22 protein-coding genes, 1 tRNA gene and 1 pseudogene are annotated in these 24,581 nt (G+C 44.4%); 6 read left to right on the top strand and 18 right to left on the bottom strand.

Annotation, left to right across the window (positions count from 1 at the left end):
• The first annotated feature begins 1 nt into the window (after position 1).
• The 4 genes from xseA (at position 2) to CH376_RS09580 (ending at position 3,408) form a co-directional block, all read left to right on the top strand.
• Entirely contained in the window at positions 2-1,270 is a 1,269-nt protein-coding gene (gene xseA, locus CH376_RS09595; protein ID WP_100787329.1) for an exodeoxyribonuclease VII large subunit, read from the top strand.
• A gap of 1 nt (position 1,271) precedes the next feature.
• Positions 1,272-1,565, top strand: a complete 294-nt coding sequence (locus CH376_RS09590) for an exodeoxyribonuclease VII small subunit (protein WP_100787328.1) — start codon at positions 1,272-1,274, stop codon at positions 1,563-1,565.
• Positions 1,566-1,675: 110 nt separating this feature from the next.
• Complete coding sequence (locus CH376_RS09585; protein WP_100787327.1) at positions 1,676-2,257, top strand: hypothetical protein; 582 nt, start codon at positions 1,676-1,678, stop codon at positions 2,255-2,257.
• Positions 2,258-2,490: 233 nt separating this feature from the next.
• Positions 2,491-3,408 carry a c-type cytochrome gene (locus tag CH376_RS09580; RefSeq protein ID WP_100787326.1) on the top strand — a complete coding sequence of 306 codons (918 nt, stop codon included), beginning with the start codon at positions 2,491-2,493 and terminating at the stop codon, positions 3,406-3,408.
• Positions 3,409-3,938: 530 nt separating this feature from the next.
• Here CH376_RS09580 and CH376_RS09570 read toward each other — a convergent pair.
• Positions 3,939-4,014, bottom strand: a tRNA-Asn gene (locus tag CH376_RS09570).
• 210 nt (positions 4,015-4,224) lie between these two features.
• Here CH376_RS09570 and CH376_RS09565 point away from each other — a divergent pair.
• Complete coding sequence (locus CH376_RS09565; protein ID WP_100787324.1) at positions 4,225-7,827, top strand: vitamin B12-dependent ribonucleotide reductase; 3,603 nt, start codon at positions 4,225-4,227, stop codon at positions 7,825-7,827.
• Positions 7,828-7,964: 137 nt separating this feature from the next.
• Here CH376_RS09565 and CH376_RS09560 read toward each other — a convergent pair whose 3' ends face one another.
• From CH376_RS09560 to CH376_RS09490, 15 genes and pseudogenes are all read right to left on the bottom strand, one after another.
• On the bottom strand, positions 7,965-8,363 hold the full coding sequence (locus CH376_RS09560) for a D-Ala-D-Ala carboxypeptidase family metallohydrolase (RefSeq protein WP_243394812.1): 399 nt from the start codon (positions 8,361-8,363) through the stop codon (positions 7,965-7,967).
• 279 nt (positions 8,364-8,642) lie between these two features.
• Positions 8,643-9,557, bottom strand: a complete 915-nt coding sequence (gene gspN, locus CH376_RS09555; protein ID WP_100787322.1) for a type II secretion system protein GspN — start codon at positions 9,555-9,557, stop codon at positions 8,643-8,645.
• A complete protein-coding gene (locus CH376_RS09550) occupies positions 9,554-10,078 on the bottom strand; it encodes a hypothetical protein (RefSeq protein WP_100787321.1) in 525 nt (174 codons plus the stop codon). Before CH376_RS09550 ends, gspN begins: the two co-directional genes overlap by 4 nt.
• A gap of 7 nt (positions 10,079-10,085) precedes the next feature.
• Entirely contained in the window at positions 10,086-11,711 is a 1,626-nt protein-coding gene (pilM, locus tag CH376_RS09545) for a cell division protein FtsA (RefSeq protein ID WP_100787320.1), read from the bottom strand.
• Positions 11,712-11,718: 7 nt separating this feature from the next.
• Positions 11,719-12,780 (bottom strand): annotated as a pseudogene (locus CH376_RS09540) (type II secretion system minor pseudopilin); the annotation flags it as partial.
• Positions 12,781-12,856: 76 nt separating this feature from the next.
• Positions 12,857-13,501, bottom strand: a complete 645-nt coding sequence (locus CH376_RS09535; protein WP_100787318.1) for a type II secretion system protein GspJ — start codon at positions 13,499-13,501, stop codon at positions 12,857-12,859.
• A 9-nt stretch (positions 13,502-13,510) separates the two neighbouring features.
• On the bottom strand, positions 13,511-14,053 hold the full coding sequence (locus tag CH376_RS09530) for a type II secretion system protein (RefSeq protein WP_100787317.1): 543 nt from the start codon (positions 14,051-14,053) through the stop codon (positions 13,511-13,513).
• A complete protein-coding gene (locus tag CH376_RS09525; protein ID WP_100787316.1) occupies positions 14,028-14,600 on the bottom strand; it encodes a pilus assembly FimT family protein in 573 nt (190 codons plus the stop codon). Before CH376_RS09525 ends, CH376_RS09530 begins: the two co-directional genes overlap by 26 nt.
• Before the next feature lie 21 nt (positions 14,601-14,621).
• Positions 14,622-15,098: a type II secretion system major pseudopilin GspG gene (gene gspG / locus CH376_RS09520; protein ID WP_100787315.1), complete on the bottom strand. Its 477-nt coding sequence runs from the start codon at positions 15,096-15,098 to the stop codon at positions 14,622-14,624.
• 21 nt (positions 15,099-15,119) lie between these two features.
• Positions 15,120-16,346 carry a type II secretion system F family protein gene (locus tag CH376_RS09515; protein WP_100787314.1) on the bottom strand — a complete coding sequence of 409 codons (1,227 nt, stop codon included), beginning with the start codon at positions 16,344-16,346 and terminating at the stop codon, positions 15,120-15,122.
• Between the two features lie 5 nt (positions 16,347-16,351).
• A complete protein-coding gene (gene gspE, locus CH376_RS09510) occupies positions 16,352-18,025 on the bottom strand; it encodes a type II secretion system ATPase GspE (protein WP_100787313.1) in 1,674 nt (557 codons plus the stop codon).
• Between the two features lies 1 nt (position 18,026).
• Positions 18,027-19,814 carry a type II secretion system secretin GspD gene (gspD, locus tag CH376_RS09505; protein WP_100787312.1) on the bottom strand — a complete coding sequence of 596 codons (1,788 nt, stop codon included), beginning with the start codon at positions 19,812-19,814 and terminating at the stop codon, positions 18,027-18,029.
• A gap of 6 nt (positions 19,815-19,820) precedes the next feature.
• Positions 19,821-20,723 (bottom strand): general secretion pathway protein GspC, encoded by a 903-nt coding sequence (locus tag CH376_RS09500; protein ID WP_100787311.1) that lies wholly within the window; start codon positions 20,721-20,723, stop codon positions 19,821-19,823.
• A 58-nt stretch (positions 20,724-20,781) separates the two neighbouring features.
• Entirely contained in the window at positions 20,782-21,795 is a 1,014-nt protein-coding gene (locus CH376_RS09495; protein ID WP_100787310.1) for a M23 family metallopeptidase, read from the bottom strand.
• Positions 21,764-22,138, bottom strand: coding sequence for a type II secretion system-associated lipoprotein (locus CH376_RS09490; RefSeq protein ID WP_100787309.1), 375 nt, complete (start codon positions 22,136-22,138; stop codon positions 21,764-21,766). The genes CH376_RS09495 and CH376_RS09490 overlap by 32 nt, the downstream gene beginning before the upstream one ends.
• Before the next feature lie 239 nt (positions 22,139-22,377).
• Between CH376_RS09490 and CH376_RS09485 the strand changes: the two genes are divergently transcribed.
• Entirely contained in the window at positions 22,378-23,907 is a 1,530-nt protein-coding gene (locus CH376_RS09485; RefSeq protein ID WP_100787308.1) for a YifB family Mg chelatase-like AAA ATPase, read from the top strand.
• Positions 23,908-23,933: 26 nt separating this feature from the next.
• Here the strand turns inward: CH376_RS09485 and CH376_RS09480 are convergent, their stop codons facing one another.
• On the bottom strand, positions 23,934-24,131 hold the full coding sequence (locus tag CH376_RS09480) for a hypothetical protein (protein WP_100787307.1): 198 nt from the start codon (positions 24,129-24,131) through the stop codon (positions 23,934-23,936).
• A gap of 96 nt (positions 24,132-24,227) precedes the next feature.
• Entirely contained in the window at positions 24,228-24,578 is a 351-nt protein-coding gene (locus CH376_RS09475) for a YraN family protein (protein WP_100787306.1), read from the bottom strand.
• Between the last annotated feature and the right edge of the window lie 3 nt (positions 24,579-24,581).

Raw genomic sequence — 24,581 nt, 5'->3', positions numbered from 1 at the left:
ATTGGAAGATTCCAAACCTCTTTCCGTAACGGAAGTAACGAGGATCATCAAAAATCTGATCACCGGGTCCAAGGATCTTAAAAATATCTGGGTCCGAGGGGAAATTTCGAATTACAGCAAGGCCAATTCCGGACATATTTACTTTTCACTCAAGGACGCGGCTTCCCTCGTTCGTTGCACTTTTTTTAATTATTCCAATAAGAATTATTCGGGCAAACCCCTAAGCGACGGAAAAGAAATCCAAGTTTACGGAACGATTACTCTCTACGAAGCAGGAGGTTCTTATAACCTCAACGTAACGAGAGTGGAAGAATTGGGTCAGGGAGACATTCTACTTCAGATAGAAAGACTCAAACAAAAACTTTCCGCTGAGGGAATCTTCGATCCGGAGAAAAAAAGGAGAATTCCCGCGTTTCCAAAAACGCTTGGAATCGCGACCTCGCCTTCCGGTGCGGCGATCGAAGACATCATCAAAGTGGCTCGTTCCCGTTTTCCGGGAATCAACATTCTCATCGCGCCTTGTGTAGTTCAGGGAGAAGACGCCCCGAACTCGATCGTAGGCGCGATCGAAGAATTGAATCGTCCCGAATGGAACGTGGACGTCATCATCGCGGGACGAGGCGGCGGAAGTTTCGAGGATCTCATGGCGTTTAACGATGAAAAGGTGGTTAGGGCCTACGCGAACTCCAGGGTTCCGATCATTTCGGCGGTAGGTCATCAAACCGACGTTTTGTTAAGCGACTTTGCCGCCGACTTCGCCACTCCGACTCCGACTGCGGCTGCGGAACACGCGGTTCCGAAAGAGGAAGACATTTTGCAATTTCTTTCACAGCTGGAAGGAAGGCTCAAAACTTCTTTGAACTCGAGGGTCTCCTCGAGTAAGGACCGTTTACGTCTGTTATCCGGGAAATTTATATTCAAAGAGCCAATGCAGCTTCTGAACGCGAGAAGTCAGAGGGTGGACGAAATCGGGGTTCGACTACAGAAAGCGGTTCGAAACAAAATGGATCTAGCCAAAGTAAGAATTGAACGTTATACGGCTTTGACCCCTCGAATATTGAATATTTTATCTCATAAAAAACAAAGAGCGGAATTTCTGACTTCCAAGGTGGAAGATCTTTCTCCCGCCTCCACGATGAAACGCGGCTATTCCATCGTAAGAAACACAAAAGGAAAGATTATCAGTTCTCCGGAACAAACAAAGCCGGAAGAAGAATTACAAGTATTGCTTGCAGGCGGAACGATGCAGGTGATTCGAAAGGGAAAATAAAATGGCTGAATCAAAATCTAAAATTTCATTCGAAGAGGCGCTTTTGGAACTGGAACAGATCGCAGAAAAGCTGGAGCGGCAAGATTTCAGTTTGGAAGAATCTCTCAAGGCCTATGAACGGGGAATGGAGCTTAAAAAAATATGCCAGGGAATTCTGGATACCGCGGAAGGAAAGATCGAGGCGCTTACGAAAGATGAATCCAAAAAAACGAATAAGGCTGGATTTCGAGAAGACGCTAAAACTTCCGCCGGGACCAAAGCTGCAACTTCTGATTCCGACGAAGACTTGTTTTGAAGAACGCCTAACGTTCCATTTTAAGGGGAAATTCAAACTTCTTGACCTATAAATAAATCTATAGTTCTTTGCATTACTCGATCAAAGCTGCATTGATCGAAAGAGGTGTTATGAACTTTAGATTTTTGTCTTCTTTTAGCGGATTTATAGAAAAACATTCTTCCGGTTGGAAGATCTTTTTTTATACGCTTGCTTCCATTCTCATTTCCGCATCGATGCAATTTTTAGAACAGTTGATTCCCGTGGCTGCGGGCCAAAAACTTCCTTTGAAGATGGATTTCCGTCCCTTTTTCTCACCGCAAGAATTGGTGGATGTCTTTCAATTTTACGGCGAGGTCGGAAGGAATTTGTATTTTTGGCAGGACGTTCTGGATATGTTTCTTCCCATCGCAGTTTGTTTTATGATCGCTTCCTTTTATACAAGGACCGCGATTCGTTTTAAATTACCCGTCTCCTTCAACGTATTGCCCTTTGGATTTCTCGTTTTTGATTGGATAGAAAATTCACTCATGTTCTATTTCCTCTCTTCTTGGCCGATCGTCCCCTATTCTCTTGCGACCTTTACGGGCCGAATCACCGCGATTAAACTGACCTTTGTTTTTATCGGCTACGGAATGTTGATCGCATCTCTTGTTTCCTTTTTTCTTAGTTTTGTGGCTCGCAAAATTTTCGGTTCTAAGGAAAGAGTATAACGATAGTCAAATATTCTATTATTAGAATAGGCCTTATCGAAATCGAGAAACGATTTTTATAACGAGAATCGAATTATAGGATGGAGCTTTGAAATGAGGATAGGATATTCAAGAAACGAGTAAAACACGCAAAGTCTGAGTCTTCCTTTGTCTTTATGGATTAGAAATTTGAGGATTGTTCAAACAAAAAGATCCTTAAATGAAATTGATTCAATAAAGAATGAGGAAACGAGATGTTAAAATTTTTGAAGTGGACTGGAATTATTTTTTTGTTTCTGATCGCTGCGCTTGCGCTTGGAACCGTATTTCGACAAAATCTAAAATACGAAGCTCCCTATCCTGATATAAAGGCTTCCAAGGATCCTGCGATAATCGCGCGAGGCGAACGCCTCGCTTACGGAGCGGCACATTGTTCTGAATGCCATCAGTCCAATTCCGCTTCGTCAGTACGCCCCGTTCTGTCCGGGGGAAGAGAATTCGCGCTTCCCGTAGGAACTTTTTATTCTCCAAACATCACTCCGGATTCCGAAACCGGAATCGGCCGTTTTTCCGACTCGGAAATTGCTCGGGCTCTTCGATATGGGGTTCGCCCGGATCATACGGTCCTTTTGGATTTTATGCCCTTTCACAACACGAGTGACGAAGATCTAACAGCGATCATTTCTTTTCTGCGTAGTATGAAGCCTGAAAAAAATCAAGTGCCCGCGCACGAATTGACTTGGATCGGGAAAGTTTTAAAAGCGTTCGTAGTAAAACCGGTCGGTCCTAATGGCGAGGTTTTAAAATCGATCGAACCAAGCGAGACGATCGCTTACGGAGATTACCTTGCGAACAGCGTCGCAAACTGCAACGGTTGTCATACTAAAAGAAGTATGATCGGAGAATATATCGGAGAACCGTTTGCGGGAGGAACTCCTATGGAAGATTCGGATCCATCGAAAGAACCCTTGACTCCGCCCAATTTAACTCCTCATTCGGAAGGAAGAATCACTCAATGGAATGAAAAACAATTCTTAGCTCGTTTTCGGCAAGGGAAGTCGATTTCGCACAGTCACATGCCTTGGGAGTCTTACAAAAACATGAGCGACTCCGAATTGAAGGCGATTTTCCGATTCTTAAAATCTTTGAAGCCGGCTAAAAATCCATCCTAAGGCAAGCAAGAGCCGGTTGTTGCTGAATTTGAAAGTCTATTCATTTTCTCAATGACCGGTTTATTTTTATAAAGACTATCGATTCTTATAAAAATAAATTAAGAAGAATCTTACCTTTTGGTATAAAATAGATTTAGAATATTCTAAGAATTGATTTTTTTGTAAGTAGGAAACATTCCTGAAAGTACTTTTGTTCCTATTTATGAGAAAGAGGTTCGATTCTTTTTCATCCTATTCTCAACTCCCTCACTGTTCAATGTTGTTCTCAAGCGAAGTGGTAGTTTTTTTAGAGAAAATCTATCTCCATCAGGAAAAATCCGATTCTTTTCAAAAATGGAAAGAATTTTCCGACCGGCGAAGCTCCATTTATGAAACTGTCTTTTTTTTTCGAAGGAAAGGACGGTGAAAGGTCTTTTTTTGTAAAAATACTAAACAAAAGAGAAGTTTTTTAGGAACCAAAGTATTGGAACCTCGTCTAAAAAGAACCAAAGAAGGGAGAAAAGTGAATTTAGGCTGAAGAGATAAGAAGGTGGCTCCCCCTGCTGGGCTCGAACCAGCGACCCAGTGATTAACAGTCACTTGCTCTACCGACTGAGCTAAAGGGGAGTATCCTCGGTAGTTAGGCCTATATTTTCAAAAAGGGGTAAGCACGCAACCTTAATTTGTCGCATTGGAACGTGTTTTTACAACTTTTTGTAGGAAAAATTTTGAAACTTCGGAGAAAGGAGAGCCAAAAAAGGCTTTGGGTCATTTTTCCTTTTTCTTAGAGTGACATAATCCCTTCTTACTAGTCTTACGGAGTCTGAGAGCAAATTTATGAAGTTAAACCGCCATTTTACGGCCCCCAAAAGTGGAGAATCGTCTACAATTCGTTGGGCGAAACGCAATTCCAAGATCAGCAACCCTGACGGATCCAAAGTTTTCGAAGCAAACGATATCAGCGTTCCCGAAGGTTGGTCCCAGGTCGCAGTCGATATCCTCGCGCAGAAATACTTTCGAAGAAAAGGAATTCCTAAATATCTGAAAAAGGTGCAAGAGGAAGGGATTCCTGAATGGCTTCAAAAATCGGTTCCAGATACAGAAAAATTGGAATCCCTAAAACCGGAAGATCGTTTTGGCGGTGAAACAAGCGCTCTTGAAGTATTCAACCGGCTCGCCGGATGCTGGACCTATTGGGGATACAAATATAAATATTTCTCCGACGAAGAAAGTGCAAAGGTTTTCTATGAGGAAACCGTTTATATGCTCGCTACTCAGATGGCGGCTCCCAATTCTCCTCAATGGTTCAATACAGGTTTGAACTGGGCCTACGGAATTGATGGTAAATCGCAAGGTCATTACTATGTGGATCCTTCTACGGGAAAGCTCGTCAAATCCGCTTCCGCGTATGAGCACCCCCAACCTCACGCTTGTTTTATTCAAAGTGTGGACGACGATCTCGTAAACGATGGCGGAATTATGGATCTTTGGGTCCGTGAAGCTCGTCTTTTCAAATACGGTTCCGGAACTGGGACCAACTTCTCCAATCTAAGAGGAGAAAACGAACCTCTTTCCGGTGGAGGAAAGAGTTCCGGTCTGATGAGTTTTCTAAAAATCGGAGACCGCGCTGCAGGAGCGATCAAGTCGGGCGGTACAACTCGTCGTGCCGCGAAAATGGTTTGTCTCGACGTGGATCATCCGGATATCGAAAGTTTTGTGGATTGGAAAGTTACGGAAGAAAAGAAAGTAGCTTCCCTTGTGACGGGATCTATGCTCAATAACCGTCATCTCAACGCGATCATTTCCGCTTGTTACGAAATGGAAGGAGAAGATCGTTTTGATCCTAAGAAAAATTCTTCTCTCAAAAAAACGATCATAGAAGCAAAGAAAGTTTTAATTCCCGATAACTACATCAAACGTGTGATCGATCTTGCCAAACAAGGTTACAAAGAGATTCTTTTTGAAGAACTTACGACCGATTGGCAATCGGACGCTTACAATACCGTTTCCGGTCAGAACAGCAATAACTCGGTTCGTCTTACGAACGAGTTCATGACTGCGGTAGAACAAGACCAACCCTGGAATCTCTATTTTAGAACTGAAAAAGAAAGAGCCAAAGCGGAAGGACGCAAACCGAAGGCTTCGGAAACTCTCAGAGCCAGAGAACTCTGGGAAAAAATTTCCTATGCGGCTTGGGCGAGTGCGGACCCCGGAACTCAGTATCATACTACCATCAACGAATGGCATACTTGTCCGGAAGACGGTCCGATCAACGCGTCGAACCCCTGCTCCGAATATATGTTCCTCGACAATACGGCCTGCAATCTTGCTTCTGCGAACTTGCAAAAGTTTGTGGATTTGGAAACCTTAAATTTTGACGTGGAGGGTTTCCGATATCTTTGCAAACTCTGGACGATCATTCTTGAAATCTCAATTACGATGGCGCAATTTCCGTCGAAGGAAATCGCGGAACTTTCTTATAAGTTCCGGACTGTCGGTCTCGGTTACGCAAACCTAGGTTCCATTTTGATGATTTTGGGAATTCCTTACGATTCCCAAGAGGCGATGGCGATCACCGGAGCGATTTCCTCCATCATGCACATGACCGCCTATGCTACTTCTGCGGAGATGGCAAAAGAGCAAGGTCCTTTTGCGGGATATGCGAAGAATAAAAAACACATGCTTCGTGTGATTCGCAACCACAGAAGAGCCGCTTATAACGCTCCTTCCGGAGATTACGAAGGTTTGACGATCACTCCTGTGGGAATCAACCCTGCGTTCTGCCCTTCTTATATGTTGAAAGCGGCGCAAGAAGATTCCGACCTCGCTCTTTCCCTGGGCGAAAAATACGGTTATAGAAACGCACAAGTCACGGTAATCGCTCCTACGGGAACGATCGGTCTCGTGATGGATTGTGATACGACAGGCATCGAGCCCGACTTCGCGTTGGTGAAATTCAAAAAGCTCGCTGGCGGCGGTTATTTCAAAATCATCAATCAATCCGTTCCTTATGGTTTGAAAAAATTGGGTTATTCTCCTTCCGAAATCGAAGCGATCGTGAACTATTGCAAAGGTCACGCTACCCTCAACGGAGCTCCGGTAGTCAATACACAAGCTCTGAAAGAAAAAGGTTTTACGAACGAGATTTTAGAAAAGGTGGAAGCGTCGCTTCCTCTCGCCTTTGATATCAATTTTGCGTTCAATAAATTCAATTTAGGGGAAGACTTCCTTATCAGAAACCTCGGAATCGCAAAAGAAATTTTCGACGTTCCCGGATTCTCCCTTTTGGAATACTTAGGTTTTTCCAAAGAAGAAATCAACAAGGCAAACGACTACGTTTGCGGAACGATGACGATCGAGAACGCCCCTTTCTTAAAAGAGAAAGACTATCCGGTTTTCGATTGTGCGAACAAATGCGGCAAATACGGAAAAAGATTTCTTTCCTACGAATCTCATATCCGCACGATGGCGGCGGCTCAACCGTTTATCAGCGGCGCAATCTCCAAGACGATCAACCTTCCCGAAGACGCGGTGGTTGAGGATGTGAAAAACGCATACTTCCTTTCCTGGAAGATGATGATCAAGGCGAACGCTCTTTACAGAGACGGATCGAAACTTTCTCAACCTCTCAATTCCGTATTGGAACTCCTGAATGGAATCGAAATCGAAGAACAAGACGAGGTTAGAGAAGCGATGATCTCCAGAGATCCGGTTCAGATCGCAGAGAAAGTAATTACGAAGTATATCTCTCACAGAAGAAAACTTCCGAGCAGAAGAGCGGGCTATACTCAGAAAGCGATCGTAGGCGGTCATAAGGTTTATTTGAGAACCGGCGAATACGAAGACGGTCAGATCGGGGAAATCTTCATCGATATGCACAAGGAAGGAGCGGCGTTTAGAAGTTTGATGAACGCGTTTGCGATTTCCGTTTCTTTAGGTCTGCAACACGGAGTTCCATTGGAAGAATACGTGGACGCGTTCACTTTCTTCAAATTCGAACCGAACGGAATCGTTTCCGGAAACAAACACATCAAGATGAGTACTTCCGTAATCGATTATATCTTCAGAGAATTGGCGATCACCTATCTCGGAAGATACGATCTCGGACAAGTGGCTCCGGAAGATTTGAGAGGAGACGAAATCGGTTCGAAAAGAGCTACCGCAGAATCAAACGTTCGTGAAAAAGAAACCGTCGTTCACAATACCGCGGTTGCGGAAGCCCCTCCTAAAAAGGAAGTGGAAACCATTTCTTATTCTCAGATGATTTCAAAAGAAAGAACCCCGGCTCCGACTGGAATTGCACTTCTTGAAGAAGTCAAACTCGCGAAAATCAAAGGTTATACCGGTGATTCTTGTTCGGAATGTGGGTCTTTTGAAATGGTGAGGAACGGGTCTTGTCTGAAATGTATGTCCTGCGGATCTACCACAGGATGTTCTTGATTCAAGATTTCTAATCAACGCCGTAATTACAGCGTAAGGCATGGCTTTGGAAAAAGGTTCGGGTGGGTTTTTCACTCGGACCTTTTTTTATTTCGAATCTTTGGGTTTCAAGAATCGATTGGTTCGAATTCAAAAAATTATTTCTCCCACTTACGAAAACCGTTTGTGTCGATATGAAAACGGTTTCGAGAATACAACCCAAGGCCGATCTTCTTCTCCGGTCCTTTTTTCTGCCAAAGGTTTAAAAGGCGATTGTGCAATTCAATACGGTCGATTTCGCGATTCGGAACCAGATCGACGGCGGAAAAAAGCAGATGTCGGCTGGATTTCGCGCCGCCCGCTTTGACGTTATATTCTGCGTCTCGAAAACCGGAGACCACCGTCACCGGGCCGATCTCGGGAAGAATCAAATCCCGAATCACCCGCAAAGTTGGTAGAATGTTCGGCCATAAATCTCGAGGAGGAATTGAAAACGGCGGACTCTCAGCCTGTCTCCAATCGGTTCCTTGTCTCAGAAGTTGTTCAGCGGGAACCACGTTCAACACTTGATTCAGCCGAAGAAATTTTTCAAAGGTTAAAATTTTCCGATGGTTTTCGGGAATTTTTCTAAATTCGTTCCACTGTTCTTTGGAAGGGGGCGTTCGAGGACGGGAATCGCAGAATAAAAAGAAAAAAAGAAATAGAAGAAAGGGAAAAATTCTTTTAAGAGCAACGTTTACCATAACGTTGAAATAACAAATCTACGGATTAAAATTCTTAAAAATTATAAAATCCGTTTTGAACTTAGGATCGGACTTTTATACGTTCCGAAAAAACTAGGGAGTTGCCGGAGGGCCCGACAAACCCGGAATTTTTGCCTCCGGTTTGCCGATCGTTCCCATCAAAGGAATGCACTTCTCGTTGCTCTGTTTGCTCAAAACGGTCAGCATATCTTCGATATCCTGTCTTTCCAAGGCAAAGTTCCGATCCAATTCTAAACAGATCTTAAGATTGAGTTGGGAAAATTGAATATTTTCGGACAAGCGGATATTTCCAGTGATATCAAAACGGGCAATCGAAGTGTCCAAGGTAAAATCTTTGAAGATAAGATTCCCGCCTTGAAGGTTTATCTTAGTCAGAAATTTCTTGATCGTAACGTTTTTGAGCTCGCCGAGTAACGGGATTTCGGGAAGTTCCATGATCATTCCGGAAGAACCGGCCGGAATTTCTATATCCAGATCTCCGGCCATTCTTGAAATTCCTAAATCCAAATTTTCAAATTTACCTTGACCTTCGATTTTTGGGATTTTTGCAAATGGTCCGTTTTCCGTATCTATCTTCAGAGAAACGAGTTTGAACTTACCGTCGAACTTGCGTTTCATAAGTCCGAGCAGAGAGGTTTTTAAAACCGTCTCTTCCGATTTGATTTTAAGATTGGAAGGAGTTGTGATTTCCAAAGTGTCGAGAGTCACATTTCCAAGGATGGAAATGCTAAGATCCCGAAAATTGATGATCGTTCCGGTTTTTGTAGAAGAAGAATTCAAAGAACTGCGAACGATTTCGTCGAGGGGAAAAAGGAGAATCGTAAAAAATAGAAAGGAGAAAACTCCGGTTCCGATCAGGTAGATTTTTTGTTTGAGCGTAAATCGAGGAGCGGACTCTTCTTCCTCTTCTTGAAGTTCCAGAGTTAAGAATTCTTCCTCCTCCGGCGTGAGGGCCGTTTCTTCCTGAAATTCTTCTTCTTTTTTCATCGTTTGTTGCCTTCTCGACTGTAGCTCGACAGTTTCAGGTTTACGTCATAAACTTCCTTCCCCTGGAACGGTTTTCTAAAGTTGAGATACTCCACTCTCGCGTTGATCATCTTGTTCTTTTCTATGTCGTAAACGAGTCGAAATACATTGTCGAGCGTGACCGATCTAAAGTTGATGTCGATCGTGGTCCGTTTGTATTTTTTATCTTCGATCGCGTAAGAATCTTTCATCGTAGAAATTTTTTCTTTCAAGCCGTATCTTACGAAAATTTCGTCGAGTTTTGCGTAGATCGCACTGACGTCCGAATCTCCTCCGGAAGAATCGAGGGAACGAAAGTCGTTGTATTCCTGGATGATTTTGTCGAGTTTTACGGGAGCGGTTCTCGAATCCTGTACTCTTTCGGTCAAACCCTGACGGATATTTACGATCTTTTGAATCGCTAAGAATACGATCAATAATAGGATCGCTCCGATCCCGCCGAGTACGATCAGTCTTTCTCTGGGTTCTAATTTTTCGAGCATAACGATCTTAAAAAGATTCCTCCGCGCCGACGGGCTTATTCACTACCTTCATCGTAATCGTAAAGGATACCTTATAGGTTTTAATCCCTTGCATCATCCTTTTGTTGGTTACTTCAATATCCTTGAACATGGGGGACTTCTCCAAAGATCTTTGTACGACTCCGATCTCGCTGAACTCGTTTACCCTTCCGCCTATCTTCACCTGATCCTGATCGTAGTCGAATTGATCCAGTTGGAAAGGCTGCATATCCGAAGCTGGAAAGTTCATCGAAAGTTCGAAAAGAATATCAAGAATGCTCGGTTTGCTCAGATAGAGTCTGTAGATTTCGGTCTTCTTTTTTTCGTCGTTTTTGAGTTTAGCCGCGTATTCCAAAATATCAACGTCTTCGGGCGCGGATCTTCCGAAACCCCTTTGAAATTTTTCCGCAAGAAGCTTTTCGCTCGCGCTCAATTTCCTTTTGTCGATGACGATTCCCACGAAAAAAACCGTGATGAGGATAAAGAGCGAAACTCCGGAAAAGATCAAGTGCGGAAGAAACTGATCGAAGTTTAGAATATTTTTATTGATCCGTTTTACGTGAGGAGTATTGATGAAATCGATTTTATCTTTTTTTGCTAATCCGAAATGGTAACCCATTCCGAAACAGGTGGAGAAAGTATCTCCGTCCAAGGAAAGAAAATCGTATCTTCTCGTAATCAATCCGAGAGATTCTCCGAAGACGGATTCGATTCCTCGAATTTTACTCCCTCCGCCGGAAAGATACAATACTTCCGGTCTTTCCGTTTCGTTCATGGAGACGATACTTCTGTGGATTTCGGAAGAAAGTTTCTCCGCGAACTTAGAAACGCTCTGAAAGGATTTTTTAATATCGGCGACTTTGAGTTTGAATTCTTTTGCGAACAGATTTAAACCGTCGTCTTCTCCCGAAAACGGCTCGAATTGAAGGGAGAGTTTGATTGCCTCCGCCTTTTCAAAAGGAATTTTGAGATCGGATGCGATTTGTTCCGTAAGAGTGTCTCCACCCATGGAAATATATCTTGTATGAGCCACCTTTCCTTCGGAGAGAATGTTTAAAATCGTAACTCTTCCCCCGATATCGGCTTGGGCGCAATTTTTATAAGTGATTTCTTTGTTGGTGTGCTCAGTGACGACCGTTGACAAACTCACGGAATCGACGAACAAACCTCGGAAGACGATATTCGTATCCAGGAACGGAAACGTGATGAAGTCGAGTTCCGAATGGTGGGCGCAGTACGCGATCACATCGGATTTTTCCTGATCGATTCTCCATATACTTCCCGTGACCTCGACCGTCTCCATGGGAAAAGGAATTCGATTTTCCACTTCGAAAGGGATCACTTCTCGAATCGCTTTGACGGTCGTAAGCGGAATGTGCAGTTCTCTTACGAATAAACGATCCAGAGGAAGATTGAGCACGATGCTCGTTTCGCCGGGAAAATATGAGTTGATAAAACGAAGAATGTTGTGGCGATATTCTTCCTCTTCTCCGTGAGAAATGCTCATGATTTCCGAGCGAAGGATGCTCAGTTTACCGAGAACTTTTTGGAAGAGAACTCCTTTGATCGTGCTCGTTCCGTAGTCGATTGCAAGAAATTGATCGTAAATAAACATCTAACTTTTAGTCTTCCATATAATAGAGCATTGTGCTGTTGGTAAGGTCGAAAATACCGGTGATTCTGCGAATCGTCTTCCCGACTTGGCCCACCGCCACGATTCTAAAAATTTCGCCCTTGGTCTTGACCCTTCCGCCGGAAACATCCGTTCCTTCCCCGGCGAGTTCCTTATAGAGAGTGAGTCCTCCCGCGGTGGGAATCTGAAATTCCTGGAATTTCTCGATGTCCTTCAGTTCTTTGATAAAACCGCCCTGCTCCAATTTGAATTTGAGAATTCGCATCGCGGCCTGTTTGGTCATAAAATCGGATAAAGACATCAAAACAAAATAAGGCGCGGCGTTCAAGTTGATTCTATCGTCCGAGTTTTGCCCGGACGGAATGTAGGCGGTGATATTATTCGCCAGAACGAAATCGCTGTCTCCGATCAGGGCTTTTTCCTCTTCGGACTGAAACGCGTTCGAATATTTTTCCTCGTAATCCGCCGGTTTTAAGGACCCGTAGACGAGTTCTCGATCGAATCCTTTTACGGAAACGAGCTCCGAAACCGAATACATAAACGAATTCTTATTTTTACGGGGAGGTTTTAGGGAAGAATAGTATCCGTCCTCGGCCCCTCCTCCGGTCTCCTGTAAGTCCGTATCCATCCAATCGAAAATAGGAAATATTTTTTCCCTTTTGATTCCGAGTTTATCAAAAAGACGAGAAACCATTTCCACGGACCGAAGATTCTGTTGGTTGTCGTCCGGATTGAGGAGCGAATTGAGATTGATCTTTCCGTCTTCGGAACTGATCTTATAGTAGATCGTTCCTCCGCCCATAGGAAGCGGAGGCGGGTTGAGCGCGATCCCGCTTTTATAAAGATATTCTTCCGGAATTTTCTTAAGAGCGCCTAACGCGCCTTGGAAGCCGGCTTTTGCGAGAAGCAGAGCGCGAAAACCGTCCGCGTCCGCCTGCGCGATTCTTCGTTCGCCTAACGCTTTTTCGCCGAATTCGGTCGCCGTATAAAAGGAAGCGGTTCCGATCGCCATCACCAGGATTACGACCATAAATCCTTCTCTGGATTTTCGGAACCCCATTCGAGTGCGAAAACCGATGACATGTTCCGTTTTTTCGATATTGTTAAAGTATAAAAAAATTCTAATATTATTTAAAAAGAATTCCCGGAAACGCGAGAGTTTCATAGCGGACCTCCTTTTTGCCGGAATTTACGATCATTTCGATTCTTATGAGTCTCGGTAAAACCTTGGTGAGTTTAGAATCCCATTCGTCTTCCCATTTGGCGCCGGTTCTGGAATACTTTAATTGAAAACTTTTGACGTGACTTAAGAGGGTATATTCCGTTCCGCCCGATTTCGGATAACGATCCACCATTTCGTCTTCCCTTCGAATGAGATAATAGTAATCCGGAGTCTCTTGCATTGGTTTGAGATAGAATCCGACTTCTCTTACCTCCGGCATGGATGTTTCTTCCGAATTGGGATGGGTCGCGGCAAAGTCCAAACGATCCTTGCGGTCGATTCCTCGGCCGTCGTTTTTTCCGACGAAGATCAATCTTCTTTGCGTTTGATGAAAATACGCCATTGAAATCGTACTTCTCACGTTTTCCATCGCCAAAAGAATATCTCTTTTGGAAGCTCCTCCCGGAGAAGACGATTCTCTGGAAATTTTCAGAGCCGTATAATACGTGGAAAAAATCCCGGTAAAGATCACCCCCAAAATCATCACGACGATCGAAATTTCGATCAAAGTGAAACCTTGCCGTCCGGATCTGTCTTTTCGAGTCTTCATTCTGTTTTCTTAATATTGCGCCGATTTGAAAGTTTCTGCGGTATAAGATTCCGTTCCGCTTCCGGTCGGATAATTGATCGTAACCTTGATTCTAAAAACCCGGATGATGCCCGCGGTGGACGCTCCCTGGTTGGCCTGTCCGGATCTGCGCATGATGAGTTTGTTCATCTCCGAATCTCTTCCCCCCAAGAGATCTTCCGGTTTTTTTCCTTCCTTGCCGGCGAGTTTGAGAAGATCCATGTCTTCTTCTCCGATCTGAGTTTTAAAACTGTAACCGGGATAACCGGGGATTTCTCCCGTTGTGTTATCGGATTGAAGAACCGAAACCGAATCGATTTGAGCCATTTTGATTTTTGCGAGGTGAACCGCGTTTGACATTACCGCGGCGAGCCTTTGTTGTTTGATTCCGTTTGAGATGACCATGTAAGTATAAGTCATCGCGATTCCGGCTAACGCGAGCGCAATGGAAACTTCGATGAGATTAAAACCCTTTCGAAAAGAATTTTGGATCCGTCGGGAAAAGAATTTAAGGTTGTTGCTGTTCGTTTTCATCCTGTTGTTCTTTCCAATTCTTATCGGTTGCAAGATTGGAAGAAGTGTGAAATTGTTCTCCTTCCAAAACGGAAACCTTTCCTCCGTATCTGTAGATGATCAAAGTCCGATAGATCGAAGGATCGTTTCCCAAGTGAACGCTGTAGTCCGCGGCGATGCCGAGATAAGTAAATGGAACCTTGACGATTCCTTTCGTATATCGAAAACCTCTGATGTCCGTGATATCGATAATTTCGGAATTATAAGGAAGATTTTGCGGTTTAAAAACCAAAACTTCTTTGAGTCCGCCCTCGTCTCTGACCAGTTTTTTGACGGTATATGTATCGTTCTCTATATCCAATTCTAAAACCATAGTGGTGTTTGTAAGAATCGATTTACGATAACAAAACTCGGCGGCTTGTTTGAGGGTTTGCGCCGCGTCCGAACCCGAGGGAACAATGAAGTTGGCGGCGGTAGTTGCAAGAATACTGATCAACCCGGCGAGGATCGCGATGACCACGATCAACTCGATCAGGGTAAATCCTTTCCGGATATTTCTAATTTTCATAACCGGAAAGGCGAAGGAATTTTATTTTCTGCGGAAATCGGAAGGATAATCGTCTTCGTTGAGAATATTGAAGTCAGCATTTTTGCCTTCTCCGCCTTCTTTTTTATCTTTACCTAAAGTGAAGATTTGAACGTCTCCTCCCGAATCTCTTTTTAACTTATAAGAAGTTCCCCAAGGATCGTTGATCGCGCCTTTTTTACTCAGGATCGGTTTCCAATCTTCGGGAACGTCTCCCGTAGTCGGCTTTTCGACGAGAGCTTCCAATCCTTGTTCGTCGCTCGGATAAGAGCCGTATCTCTGCGCGTAACGTTCCAGATGGGATTGCAATTCGTACGCGTCTTTCTTAAGTTTCAGAGCCGCGGTGTCGTCGCTGATTTCACCCGGGCGAAAGTTGGAATAAACGAGAGCGATGAGCGCTCCTAAGATGATCACGACAACAGCGAGTTCTATCAGTGTGAGACCTTTTCTGTATTTTCTTTTTAATTTGGACAGATTCAATTGAATTCTCCTTATTCTAAATTATATATTTTGAAGTTGCTGCGTCAAGTTGTACATTGGGACCATGATCGAAGCCATAATCGTTCCAATGAGAAGACCCATTACCACAATCATGAGCGGTTCCATGGATTGTGTCATCGTTTTAATCGCGGTATCCACTTCGGTATCGTAAATATCGGCGAGTTTGTTCATCATCTCCGGAACGCGGTCCGAAACTTCCCCCGCGGCGATCATACCGATCACCATCTGCGGAAGAATCACCGATCCGCTGAACGAAGCCGAAAGTTTTTCCCCTTCTTTGATTCGATCGACCGCATTTTTGATCTCTTCACCAAAAATGGAATGATCCACGATCCGTTCCACGATCGAAAGAGTCGTGATCAACGGTACACGGTTGCTCAGAAGAATTCCGATGTTTCGCGCAAAACTGCTGACCAAAACCTTACGAGCCAGAGAGCCCAAAATCGGAACCTTGAGGATGAATTCGTCCCAATTCTTTTTTCCGTTTGGAGTGTTTTTGTAATAGATAAAACCCACGATTCCGCCAAAACCCAACGCGAGCAGAAGCCACCAAAACCCGATGAGAATATCCGATACTCCGATTACGATCCGAGTGATCAAAGGAAGTTTTGCGTCGAACTGCAAAAACAATTCTTGAATCTGAGGGATGACCACGGTCAATAAAAAGATCGTAACGAAGATGGAAAGAGAACCCATGATGAAGGGATACACCATCGCGACTTGTACTTTGGCTTTGAGTTCGCTGGATTTTTCTTCCAATTCAGCGAGCCGAGTCAGAGTCGCTTCGTAGTCGCCGGTTTTTTCGCCGACCGCTACGAGAGAAGGAAACTGGCTCGGGAAAACGTCCGGGTGTTTTTTCATCGCTTCGGAAAGCGAAGAACCTTCGGTGATGTTCGCCTGCATTCCCGTAAGAACCTTTCTAAAATTCTGATTGTCCGTTTGTTCGACGATGCTCGCGAGAGATTTATCGAGAGGAATTCCCGCTCCGAGAAGCGTGGCAAGTTGTCTTGAAAACAGTCCGACTTCCTTGCGGGGAATTCTATAAAAATACTTCGCTAAGAAAGGGAATAGCTCTCTATCTTTTTTTTCGGAATCCTCCGAGATGTTTCGAACGTAGAGACCCTTGTTCTTTAATTTGGAACGGGCCGCTTGAAGGGAAGCCGCGTCTATGATTCCCTTTTCTTCTTTCCCTTTTTTATTGAATGCTACGTAAGAATAAATTGCCATTTTGTTTAGGTGACTCTGAGTACTTCGTCGATCGTCGTAACGCCGTCGATTACCTTTCTGATTCCGTAATCTTTTAAGGTTTTGAAATTGTGTTCTCTCGCAATCTCATTCAATTTGCCGGCGTCGCTTCCATGAAGAATAGCCGTTTTGATATGAGAATCCACCAATAAAAGTTCGTAGATCCCGGTTCTTCCTTTAAAACCTGTCCCCATACAATGAGAACAGCCTTTCCCTCTGTGTAGAGTTCCGTTTTTAAGAGTCTTCTTCGAAATTCCGATCGACTCGAGTTCGGATGCGGTCGGTTTATACGTTTCCTTACAATGAGTGCAGATCACTCGCACAAGTCTTTGCGCCATAAATCCGAGAACTGTCGAAGTGATCAGATAAGGTTCGATTCCCATATCCACAAGTCTTGTCGCGGCGCTCGCTGCGTCGTTTGTGTGAAGCGTGGAAAACACCAAGTGACCGGTCAGAGACGCTTGGATCGCGATCCTAGCCGTTTCCTCGTCCCGGATCTCCCCCACCATGATGACGTCCGGATCCTGACGGAGAATGGCTCGAAGACCGGTCGCGAACGTAAGTCCGATTTTCTCCTGCATCTGCATCTGTGAAATTCCTTCGAACTGATATTCGACCGGATCTTCGCAAGTGATGATGTTTCGCTCTTCGGTGTTGAGTTCGCTAAGCGCGGAGTAAAGAGTCGTCGACTTACCCGAACCCGTAGGACCTGTAACAAGGATGATTCCGTGCGGTTCGATGATCAAGGACCGGATCGTTTTTACGAGTTCCGGATAGAATCCCATCGTATCCAAAGAATACTTCTGATCCGTTTTGTTCAAAAGCCTCATCACGATTCTTTCCCCGAACTGACAAGGGATCGTGGAAACCCGAATATCGATGTCCTTACCGGTCAGCCTGAGTTTGATTCTACCGTCTTGTGGAAGTCTGTTTTCGGCGATGTTCAAGTTCGACATGATCTTGATTCTCGAAGAGATTCCCGCGTGATACGATTTGGGAGGGCTGAGAACGTTATGCAAAATACCATCCACACGATAACGAACGACTAAGGATTTTTCGTAGGGTTCGATGTGGATATCCGAGGCTCTTTCGTTTACGGCCTGGGAAAGAATTACGTTGACCATCTTGATGATCGGCGCGTCGTCGCTTAAGTCGAGAGAATCGTTTTCAAAGGCTTCCGCGAGTTCGGAAAAACTTCCTTCCATCTCGTTGAGCATTTCCTTTGCCGCGGAGGAAGTTGTATCGAATTGCGAATGAATGATCCGCATGATTTCCGGCTCGGGAGCAAGAACGAATTCTACGTTATAACCTTTCAGAAAGTTACGCGCGTCGTCCATCGGATGCAGATCGGAAGGATCCGACACCGCGATGCGTATCGTCTTTTTGGAAAGTTGAAACGGAACGATTCTACTTCTCTGGATGAGTTTGAGAGGAATCTGTTGAAAGACTTCCTCCATTCCGGAGAATTCCAATTTCTCCCGAAATTCCAAGTGATAGAGTTTGGAAAGCGCGCGAAGAATATCGGATTCTCCGGCGATTCCTTTTTTTTGAATGATATGACTGAGGGGAAGGTTATTCTTTTTCTGAACCTTCAGGGAATCTTCCAGATCTTTTTCGGATATGATCCCCTCTTCGATTAGGATATCTCCGAGAGTTTTCAACTTAGTCCCCTCTTTCTTTGATTTCTTTTTCTTTGTTGAGAATTCTTTCCCTTTCGAGTTCGTATCTTTCTTGCTGCATTTTTTTCTTCACCGTCATCTTATCCGCGTTTTCCCTGCTATCAAGAATGTGCGGGGTGATAAACACCATAAGGTTTGTCTTCTTTAGTTTTTCGGTGGTTCTTTTGAACAAATGTCCCATGTACGGAATATCACCGAGAAGAGGAATTTTGATGATTCTTTTTTGTTTGTCCGTAGAAATCAAACCGCCGATTACGATCGATTGTGTATTCTCGATCGTTACCGAGGTTTTAATCTCGCGACGATTGAAAGTCGGGTTCCCACCCGCGAGCGCAATCTCCGCGATGTTCTTGATTTCTTGAAAGAGTTCTAACGTGATCTTGTTGTTTTTGTTTACGTGAGGCGTGAACTTGAGTTTGATCCCGGTAGGACGGTATTCATAGTTGTCTACGGTAACTGCGTTTGCCCCGCCCGTTCCGGCGTTTCTACTCTGGGTTCTTACCGGAACGTCCTGTCCTACGCTGATCTCCGCTTCCTGATTGTCCACGGTCAAAACTTGTGGAGCCGACAAGACGTTGAAGTTTTCGTTGCCTTGGTTCGCGCTCAAAATACCGATGATCTGCTCCGAACCCGCTTTTAAAAAACCCAAAGAGAAACCGCTCAAGGTGTTGATGTTCGGATTCACCTGCCCGTTCGAGTTGATGATATTTCCTTCTTTGGAAAGACCGGTGTTGAACTGACCGTATGCTTCGCTTTTGTATCTCCAGTCGATACCGAAGTCGTTGAGATCGCTGGAAGTCAACTCTACGATCAGCACTTCTAAAAGAACCTGTTTTCTCGCAGAATCCAAAACCTTGATGATCTTTCTGATTTCGGTCCATTCCGAGTTAGTCGCCGTTACGATTACGGAATTGGATTCCTTGTGGCCGACCGCTTTGATCTTATCCACTTTTCCAGGAACCTGTCCCTGCGCTTTTTTCTCCGGACTCAGCTCTTCGGTCTGAACGACTGGATTGTCCAACTTGACCAAGGTCGCCGCGATCTTTTCCGCTTCACTGTGTTCCAAAGTATAGATATGAACGTCGCCTGCGGAAGAGACCGCGCCCGGCGTCGCATCTTCCAGCTTTTGATCGAGCTCGTTGACTAAGAGTAAGAGTTTGTTGATATCTGCGGCGGAGCCCGAAAGAACGATCGTGTTCGTATTCTTATAAACGATCACGTCGGTATTGGGTGAAGTCAGACGTTTTAGAATCGGTTCCAATTCTTCCGGTTTTACGTTTTCCACAGGAATGATCTGTGTGATGTTTCTAAAATCTCCGACTTCGGTTTCCGGAATCAATTCTTTCCCAACGCGGACGATCGGAGATCGCGCAAGCGCGTCCTTGATCTTAACGATGGAAATCAGATCCGGTTCTTCAACGACCCCGAAGCCGAGTGATTCCAAAACCGATTTCATAAAGATGAATGCGTTTTTGATCGGAATTTCTTTTTGAGAAATGATCGTGATTTTTTTACCCTTTAAACTTTCATCAAGAAGAATGTTTTTTCTAAGGATTGCGCTCATTCCCTTTAAGAAATCATTGAGCTCGGTATCTCTCCAATTGGCGTAGAAAGTTCTTTCCGCAGGCTCTTCCGGAGAATTCGCCGATTTGGTTTTTACGGAAATTTTCTTTTTATTCTGAGGGAAAACGGGTCGGTCCCACACCAAAAGCAGGAGCATAAGAATGGAAAAAATTCTAAAAATTGGAAATTGATTGGTTGTTCCGGGCATTTTTTTTTAGTTTCTGATAATAAATTCGTAGGTGAGAATCTGGCTACCTCTTTCCACATCTACCGTAATCTTATCGGCAGTTTTTACGGATCCCCAGATTTCCAACATTTTTTCGGTTTCGGTCAAAGGCATTCCGTTGACTCGTTTGATCGTGTCTCCGTTTCTCGCGCCCAAGGCGTAAAAAATATGATCCGGAGCGACGCTGTAGATTTTGTAACCCGCGATCTTACCGTTGATCAAGGCCGGACCAAATCTTGCGTTTTTATACAACGCTGCAGGATCTTTTAGCTTTCGGTTGACGTCTTGTCTTGAAAGAACCTTGCGTATCGTGTCCGCGGAAGAGGTTTGACCGGGATCTCCTTTGGGAGCCGCGTCCTGACCGAGTTTTGCCCTCGCTTCTCCCGGAGTCTGACCGATTTCTACTTTTAAAGAAACTCCCCCTTTTTCTAAAACGACGTAGTTCAGCGCTATGGAGCGAATTTTATAACCTGCGACGGTTTCACCGGTCGCAAATTCCTGAGCGTCCGGTTTTCCTTTTTCAACGATGGTCACTCGCGCAAAAGACCAATGACCGCTCAACGTTCCGGTGATTCTCATCTCTTCGCCTTCTCCCGTATCCGGGGGGGCGGTGGAAAGTTCTCCTTCCGTCGCGACTTCGCCCGCCCTTGGGATGACGCCGCGAATGAGATTTCCTTGGACCATTTCCTCGTAAGAAGACAAGGCTCGATTGGTTTCAGGCCCGATTTTTCGAACCGACGTGAGATTGGAGGTTGTGGTTTGAACGCTAGGATTTAAGAATGCGAGGATCACTGCACGCAGAAGATACGAAAGTGAATACGAAAAAAAAAGGATCACAGGAATAAGCGTGTAAAATGTGTTCTTCCTGAGTTCTAAAAAAATCGCGTTCATAACATCCGATCAGTAAATTTCTTTCAGAGATTTGAGTAACATCCGATTCGAAAGGATGTTAGAGTCTGGCAAACTTACCGGGGTCTAAAGGAGTCACAATCTTCAACGTCTTTCTCAAAGCGGCTTCCGGATTGATCCGATTTCCGTTTAAGAAAACTTCAAAATGCAAATGAGGTCCCGTAGCCGATCCGGTTCTGCCAACGGCCCCTATGACCGTTCCCGCGCTCACTCTCGTTCCCTGCTCGATCGTAATTTTTGCACAATGAGCATACATCGTTTTGTAACCGTTCTCGTGATCGATGATAACCGTGTTTCCATATCCGCCGTTTACTCCGGTAAAGGAAACTACTCCGTCAGCAGAAGCTAAAATCGGGGAACCTTGCGCCCCTCCGAAGTCTACTCCGCTGTGATAACCGCCGGAACCGGTATGAAACGGGTCCTTTCTTCTTCCAAAACGGGAAGTCATTTTTGCGTTTACGACCGGAGAAACAAATACTTTGCGGAACTCGACTTTTTCCCGGCTCGCGTTTCGAACTTGGACCGGAATAGAAATATTTTGACCGACTTGAAGTGTCGAGTTTTTCTTGAGTCCGTTTGCGGAACTCACTTTCTGAACCGAAGTTTTCATGATTCGAGCGATCTTAGAAAGTGTGTCCTTCGGTTTTACGACGTAATTCTTATAAACCACGCCGCTGTGGCTTACGATTTTTGAGGAGATGATTCGATTGACGCTGATAAAGCTAGGAAGTTCCAGATTCGATTTGTCTTTGTGATAATTGAGAGAATACTTCTCTTCTTGCCAGTTTTCCGGAGATTGAGAGAACAGTTGTTTTATTTTACGTTCTTCTTTGTCCGTAAAAAAAGAGGAATCCTTATTGGTGTATTCGGAAATTTCCGCGTCGTAATTCTTCAATGGATCCGCTCCCAAAGAAGAAGATAGAACCAAAGAGGAGATAAGGGGGATCAAAAATAACTTTCCGTTCACCTTTTTAGTATCGGACAAGCGTGCCGCCGATCTTGAACCGCCTCTTCGGGAGGTTCTATTTTTTCTTTTTATATTCCACGAGTTCATTTGCTATCAGTTTATCCAGATCCTCTATCGTAATCTTCTTTCCGCTGTATTCATCGTTCAATTGATAGATGATCATCCTTCCGATGGCGTATTCTCTTTTGTGATCCGCAGGATAACATTTGATCTTTACCATCGAAGGTGTCGATTCGACGTAGATCTTAACGAGCATCCCTTTCTTAAAGGTTTCCGTGTTGGAAACCTTTTTGTCTTGAACCAAGTAATAAGTCTTATCCGCGTAGTGTTCGTTAATTTGAGCAACGACATCTTTGCGAATCAGTCGGTTTCCACAGCCTGCAAGAAAAAAAATGATCCCTGAAAGCAGGAAAACCGTGATACGAAACATTTCAGTGCAAAATTACAGAGGGGGAAGGTATTTGAAACTAGTTTTTTTAGAATCCTCCTCAATTCTCTTTAATTTTTCCAGGAATCCGCTTTTCTATCTAATTCTTCTAACGCGCCCGCTCTAAGTTTGGAATCGATACCTTTCCCTTTCCTGTGTTTTACGGATGAATCGAGTAAAAAAAAGAAACAAAAGAACTTTGGCGAGACCAAGACGGGAACCGTACATTCCGGAGGGAAAGAATGAAAAACTCTTGGATTTCTTTGACGGGGGCAAATTTAGAAGGTTTGGAAGCATTTCCGGTTTTTGTGGAAATCAATTTGAAACGGGGATTACCGAGATTTATGATTACGGGTTTGGCCGCCCAATCGATACGAGAGTCTTCCGAAAGGGTTCGAATCGCTTTGGAGAACAGCGGCTATTCTTGTCCGTTTCAAAACATTCTTGTAAACTTGGCTCCGGCCGGCAGAAAAAAGGAAGGAACCTTATTGGATCTTTCGATTGCCTGTGGAATTCTTGCGCTCACGGGACAAATCTTTCCTTCCGGAAAATTAAAGAGGACCTTACTTCTCGGAGAATTGGGATTAGACGGTTGTCTCAAACCTTTGAAGGGGGTTCTTCCGATTCTTTCCGGAATTTCCGCGGAGAAATATGATACAGTGATTCTTCCCTTTCAAAACAAGGAAGAAGCCGCGCTCTTAAAAAAGTTCGATGTCTACGGAATTTCTCATTTGAAAGAATTAGAAGACGTATTGGAGAATCGGAAAAATCCGGAAATCAAATCCACGATACAAGTAAACGTTCCGGGGATCGGGAAGACATTTGAGTTGTATCAAGATCAGATGGTTGCGTTCCGTGCGATACAAATTGCGGCGGCGGGTTGGCACCACATTCTTTTGACGGGGCCGCCGGGAACTGGAAAAAGTCTTTTGGCAAGGATGTTGGGCCTTCTTCTTTCCCCTCCCGTGGAATCGGAGGCTCTGGATATTTTAAGAATCCAATCGGCTCAATCTCCGCTCAAACAATTGTATGCGGAAAGACCTTACCGAGCGCCCCACCACACTACCTCGGATATCTCCTTAGTCGGGGGAGCTCGAGATCTAAGAATGGGAGAAGTCACCTTAGCAAATCGAGGGGTTCTCTTTTTAGACGAACTCTCGGAATATAAATCAGGCGTATTACAAGCGCTTCGAGAACCGATGGAAGAAGGCAGTATAACGGTTTCTAGAATCACCGGAAGCGTAACCTATCCCGCTCATTTTTTGCTCGTGGCCGCAACCAATCCCTGTCCCTGCGGATTCTACGGAGTGGAAAAAGGTTCCTGTGGGTGTAATGCGCAGAGGATTAAAAAATACCAATCCCCCTATTCCGGACCGTTTCGTGATCGAGTGGATCTGGAAGTGCAAATCTTCCCATCCAAAGAAAAGGACAGAAAGAGGATTCAAATCGATCTCCAGGAAACGAGGGACCGAATCTACGAAGCGGCGGAAATCCAAAATCGAAGGTACCAAGAGAAAGGGATTTATTTCAACGGACAACTTCGCGGAGAATCGGTGAATCAGATTCTTAGATTCAATGAAGCCTGTGAGGACATACTCGAAAATCAAATTCGATTGCGAAGACTCAGCATTCGGAAGTTCAATCAAATCAGAAAAGTTGCAAGGACGATCGCGGATTTGGAAGCAAGTGATACCGTGGAGGAAAGGCACCTTCTAGAGGCCCTGAATTTCCAGAACGCCGGAAATTACGGAGAAAACAGGGCCGTCGCTTAATTCCCGTTAAGCGAGAAGTTCATGGTTCATTTGGAAAGAAAATGGGAGATTTCCATCGCGATCTTATCGATTGCAAAATCGATATAGCTCGGATCCTCCAGTTTCTTTTTGTAATCTTCAAATTTTCGCTTTTTTACCGGCATTCCCCTTTTGCGGAGAATGACCGGATCCGGTCCGAAATCATCTGATTCGGCCAGATTTCCTAAAATCGGGATGCTCTTCATAGTTACTTCCTTGTAACGATTTAAGGCTCTCTTCCTTGAGAACCCGCAGACAATTTAAGAATTCGGTGGTTGTTGGAAGTACCTTAACGAACTATTTCAAAAGAGTCCAGGATAATATTCACATCCCTTTTTTGAGTTTATGAAGACAAGATCGAATGAGACAAAATGGTTTTGAAAGGGAAGATTTGCTGCCATAAAACCTTCCGCAGCTCTTCTCATTCTATTTTGTTTTCCTTGGTTTAAGGAGATGCGAGGATCGAAAATCTCGAATCCTTTCCAGTTTTTGACTTCGATAAAATGAAGCTCTTCTCCTTTGCGGGAGATTATGTCGATTTCTGCGCGCGAAAATCGAAAATTTCGCCTGAGAATTTCGTGTCCGATCGAAATCAGGAAATCACAGGCAAGATTTTCACCTTCGATTCCTTTTTGTTTTCGGAAGTCTTGCAAAGA

The sequence above is a fragment of the Leptospira adleri genome (assembly GCF_002811985.1).
Classification (GTDB): domain Bacteria; phylum Spirochaetota; class Leptospiria; order Leptospirales; family Leptospiraceae; genus Leptospira; species Leptospira adleri.
This window is presented reverse-complemented; position numbering and strand designations above follow the sequence as displayed.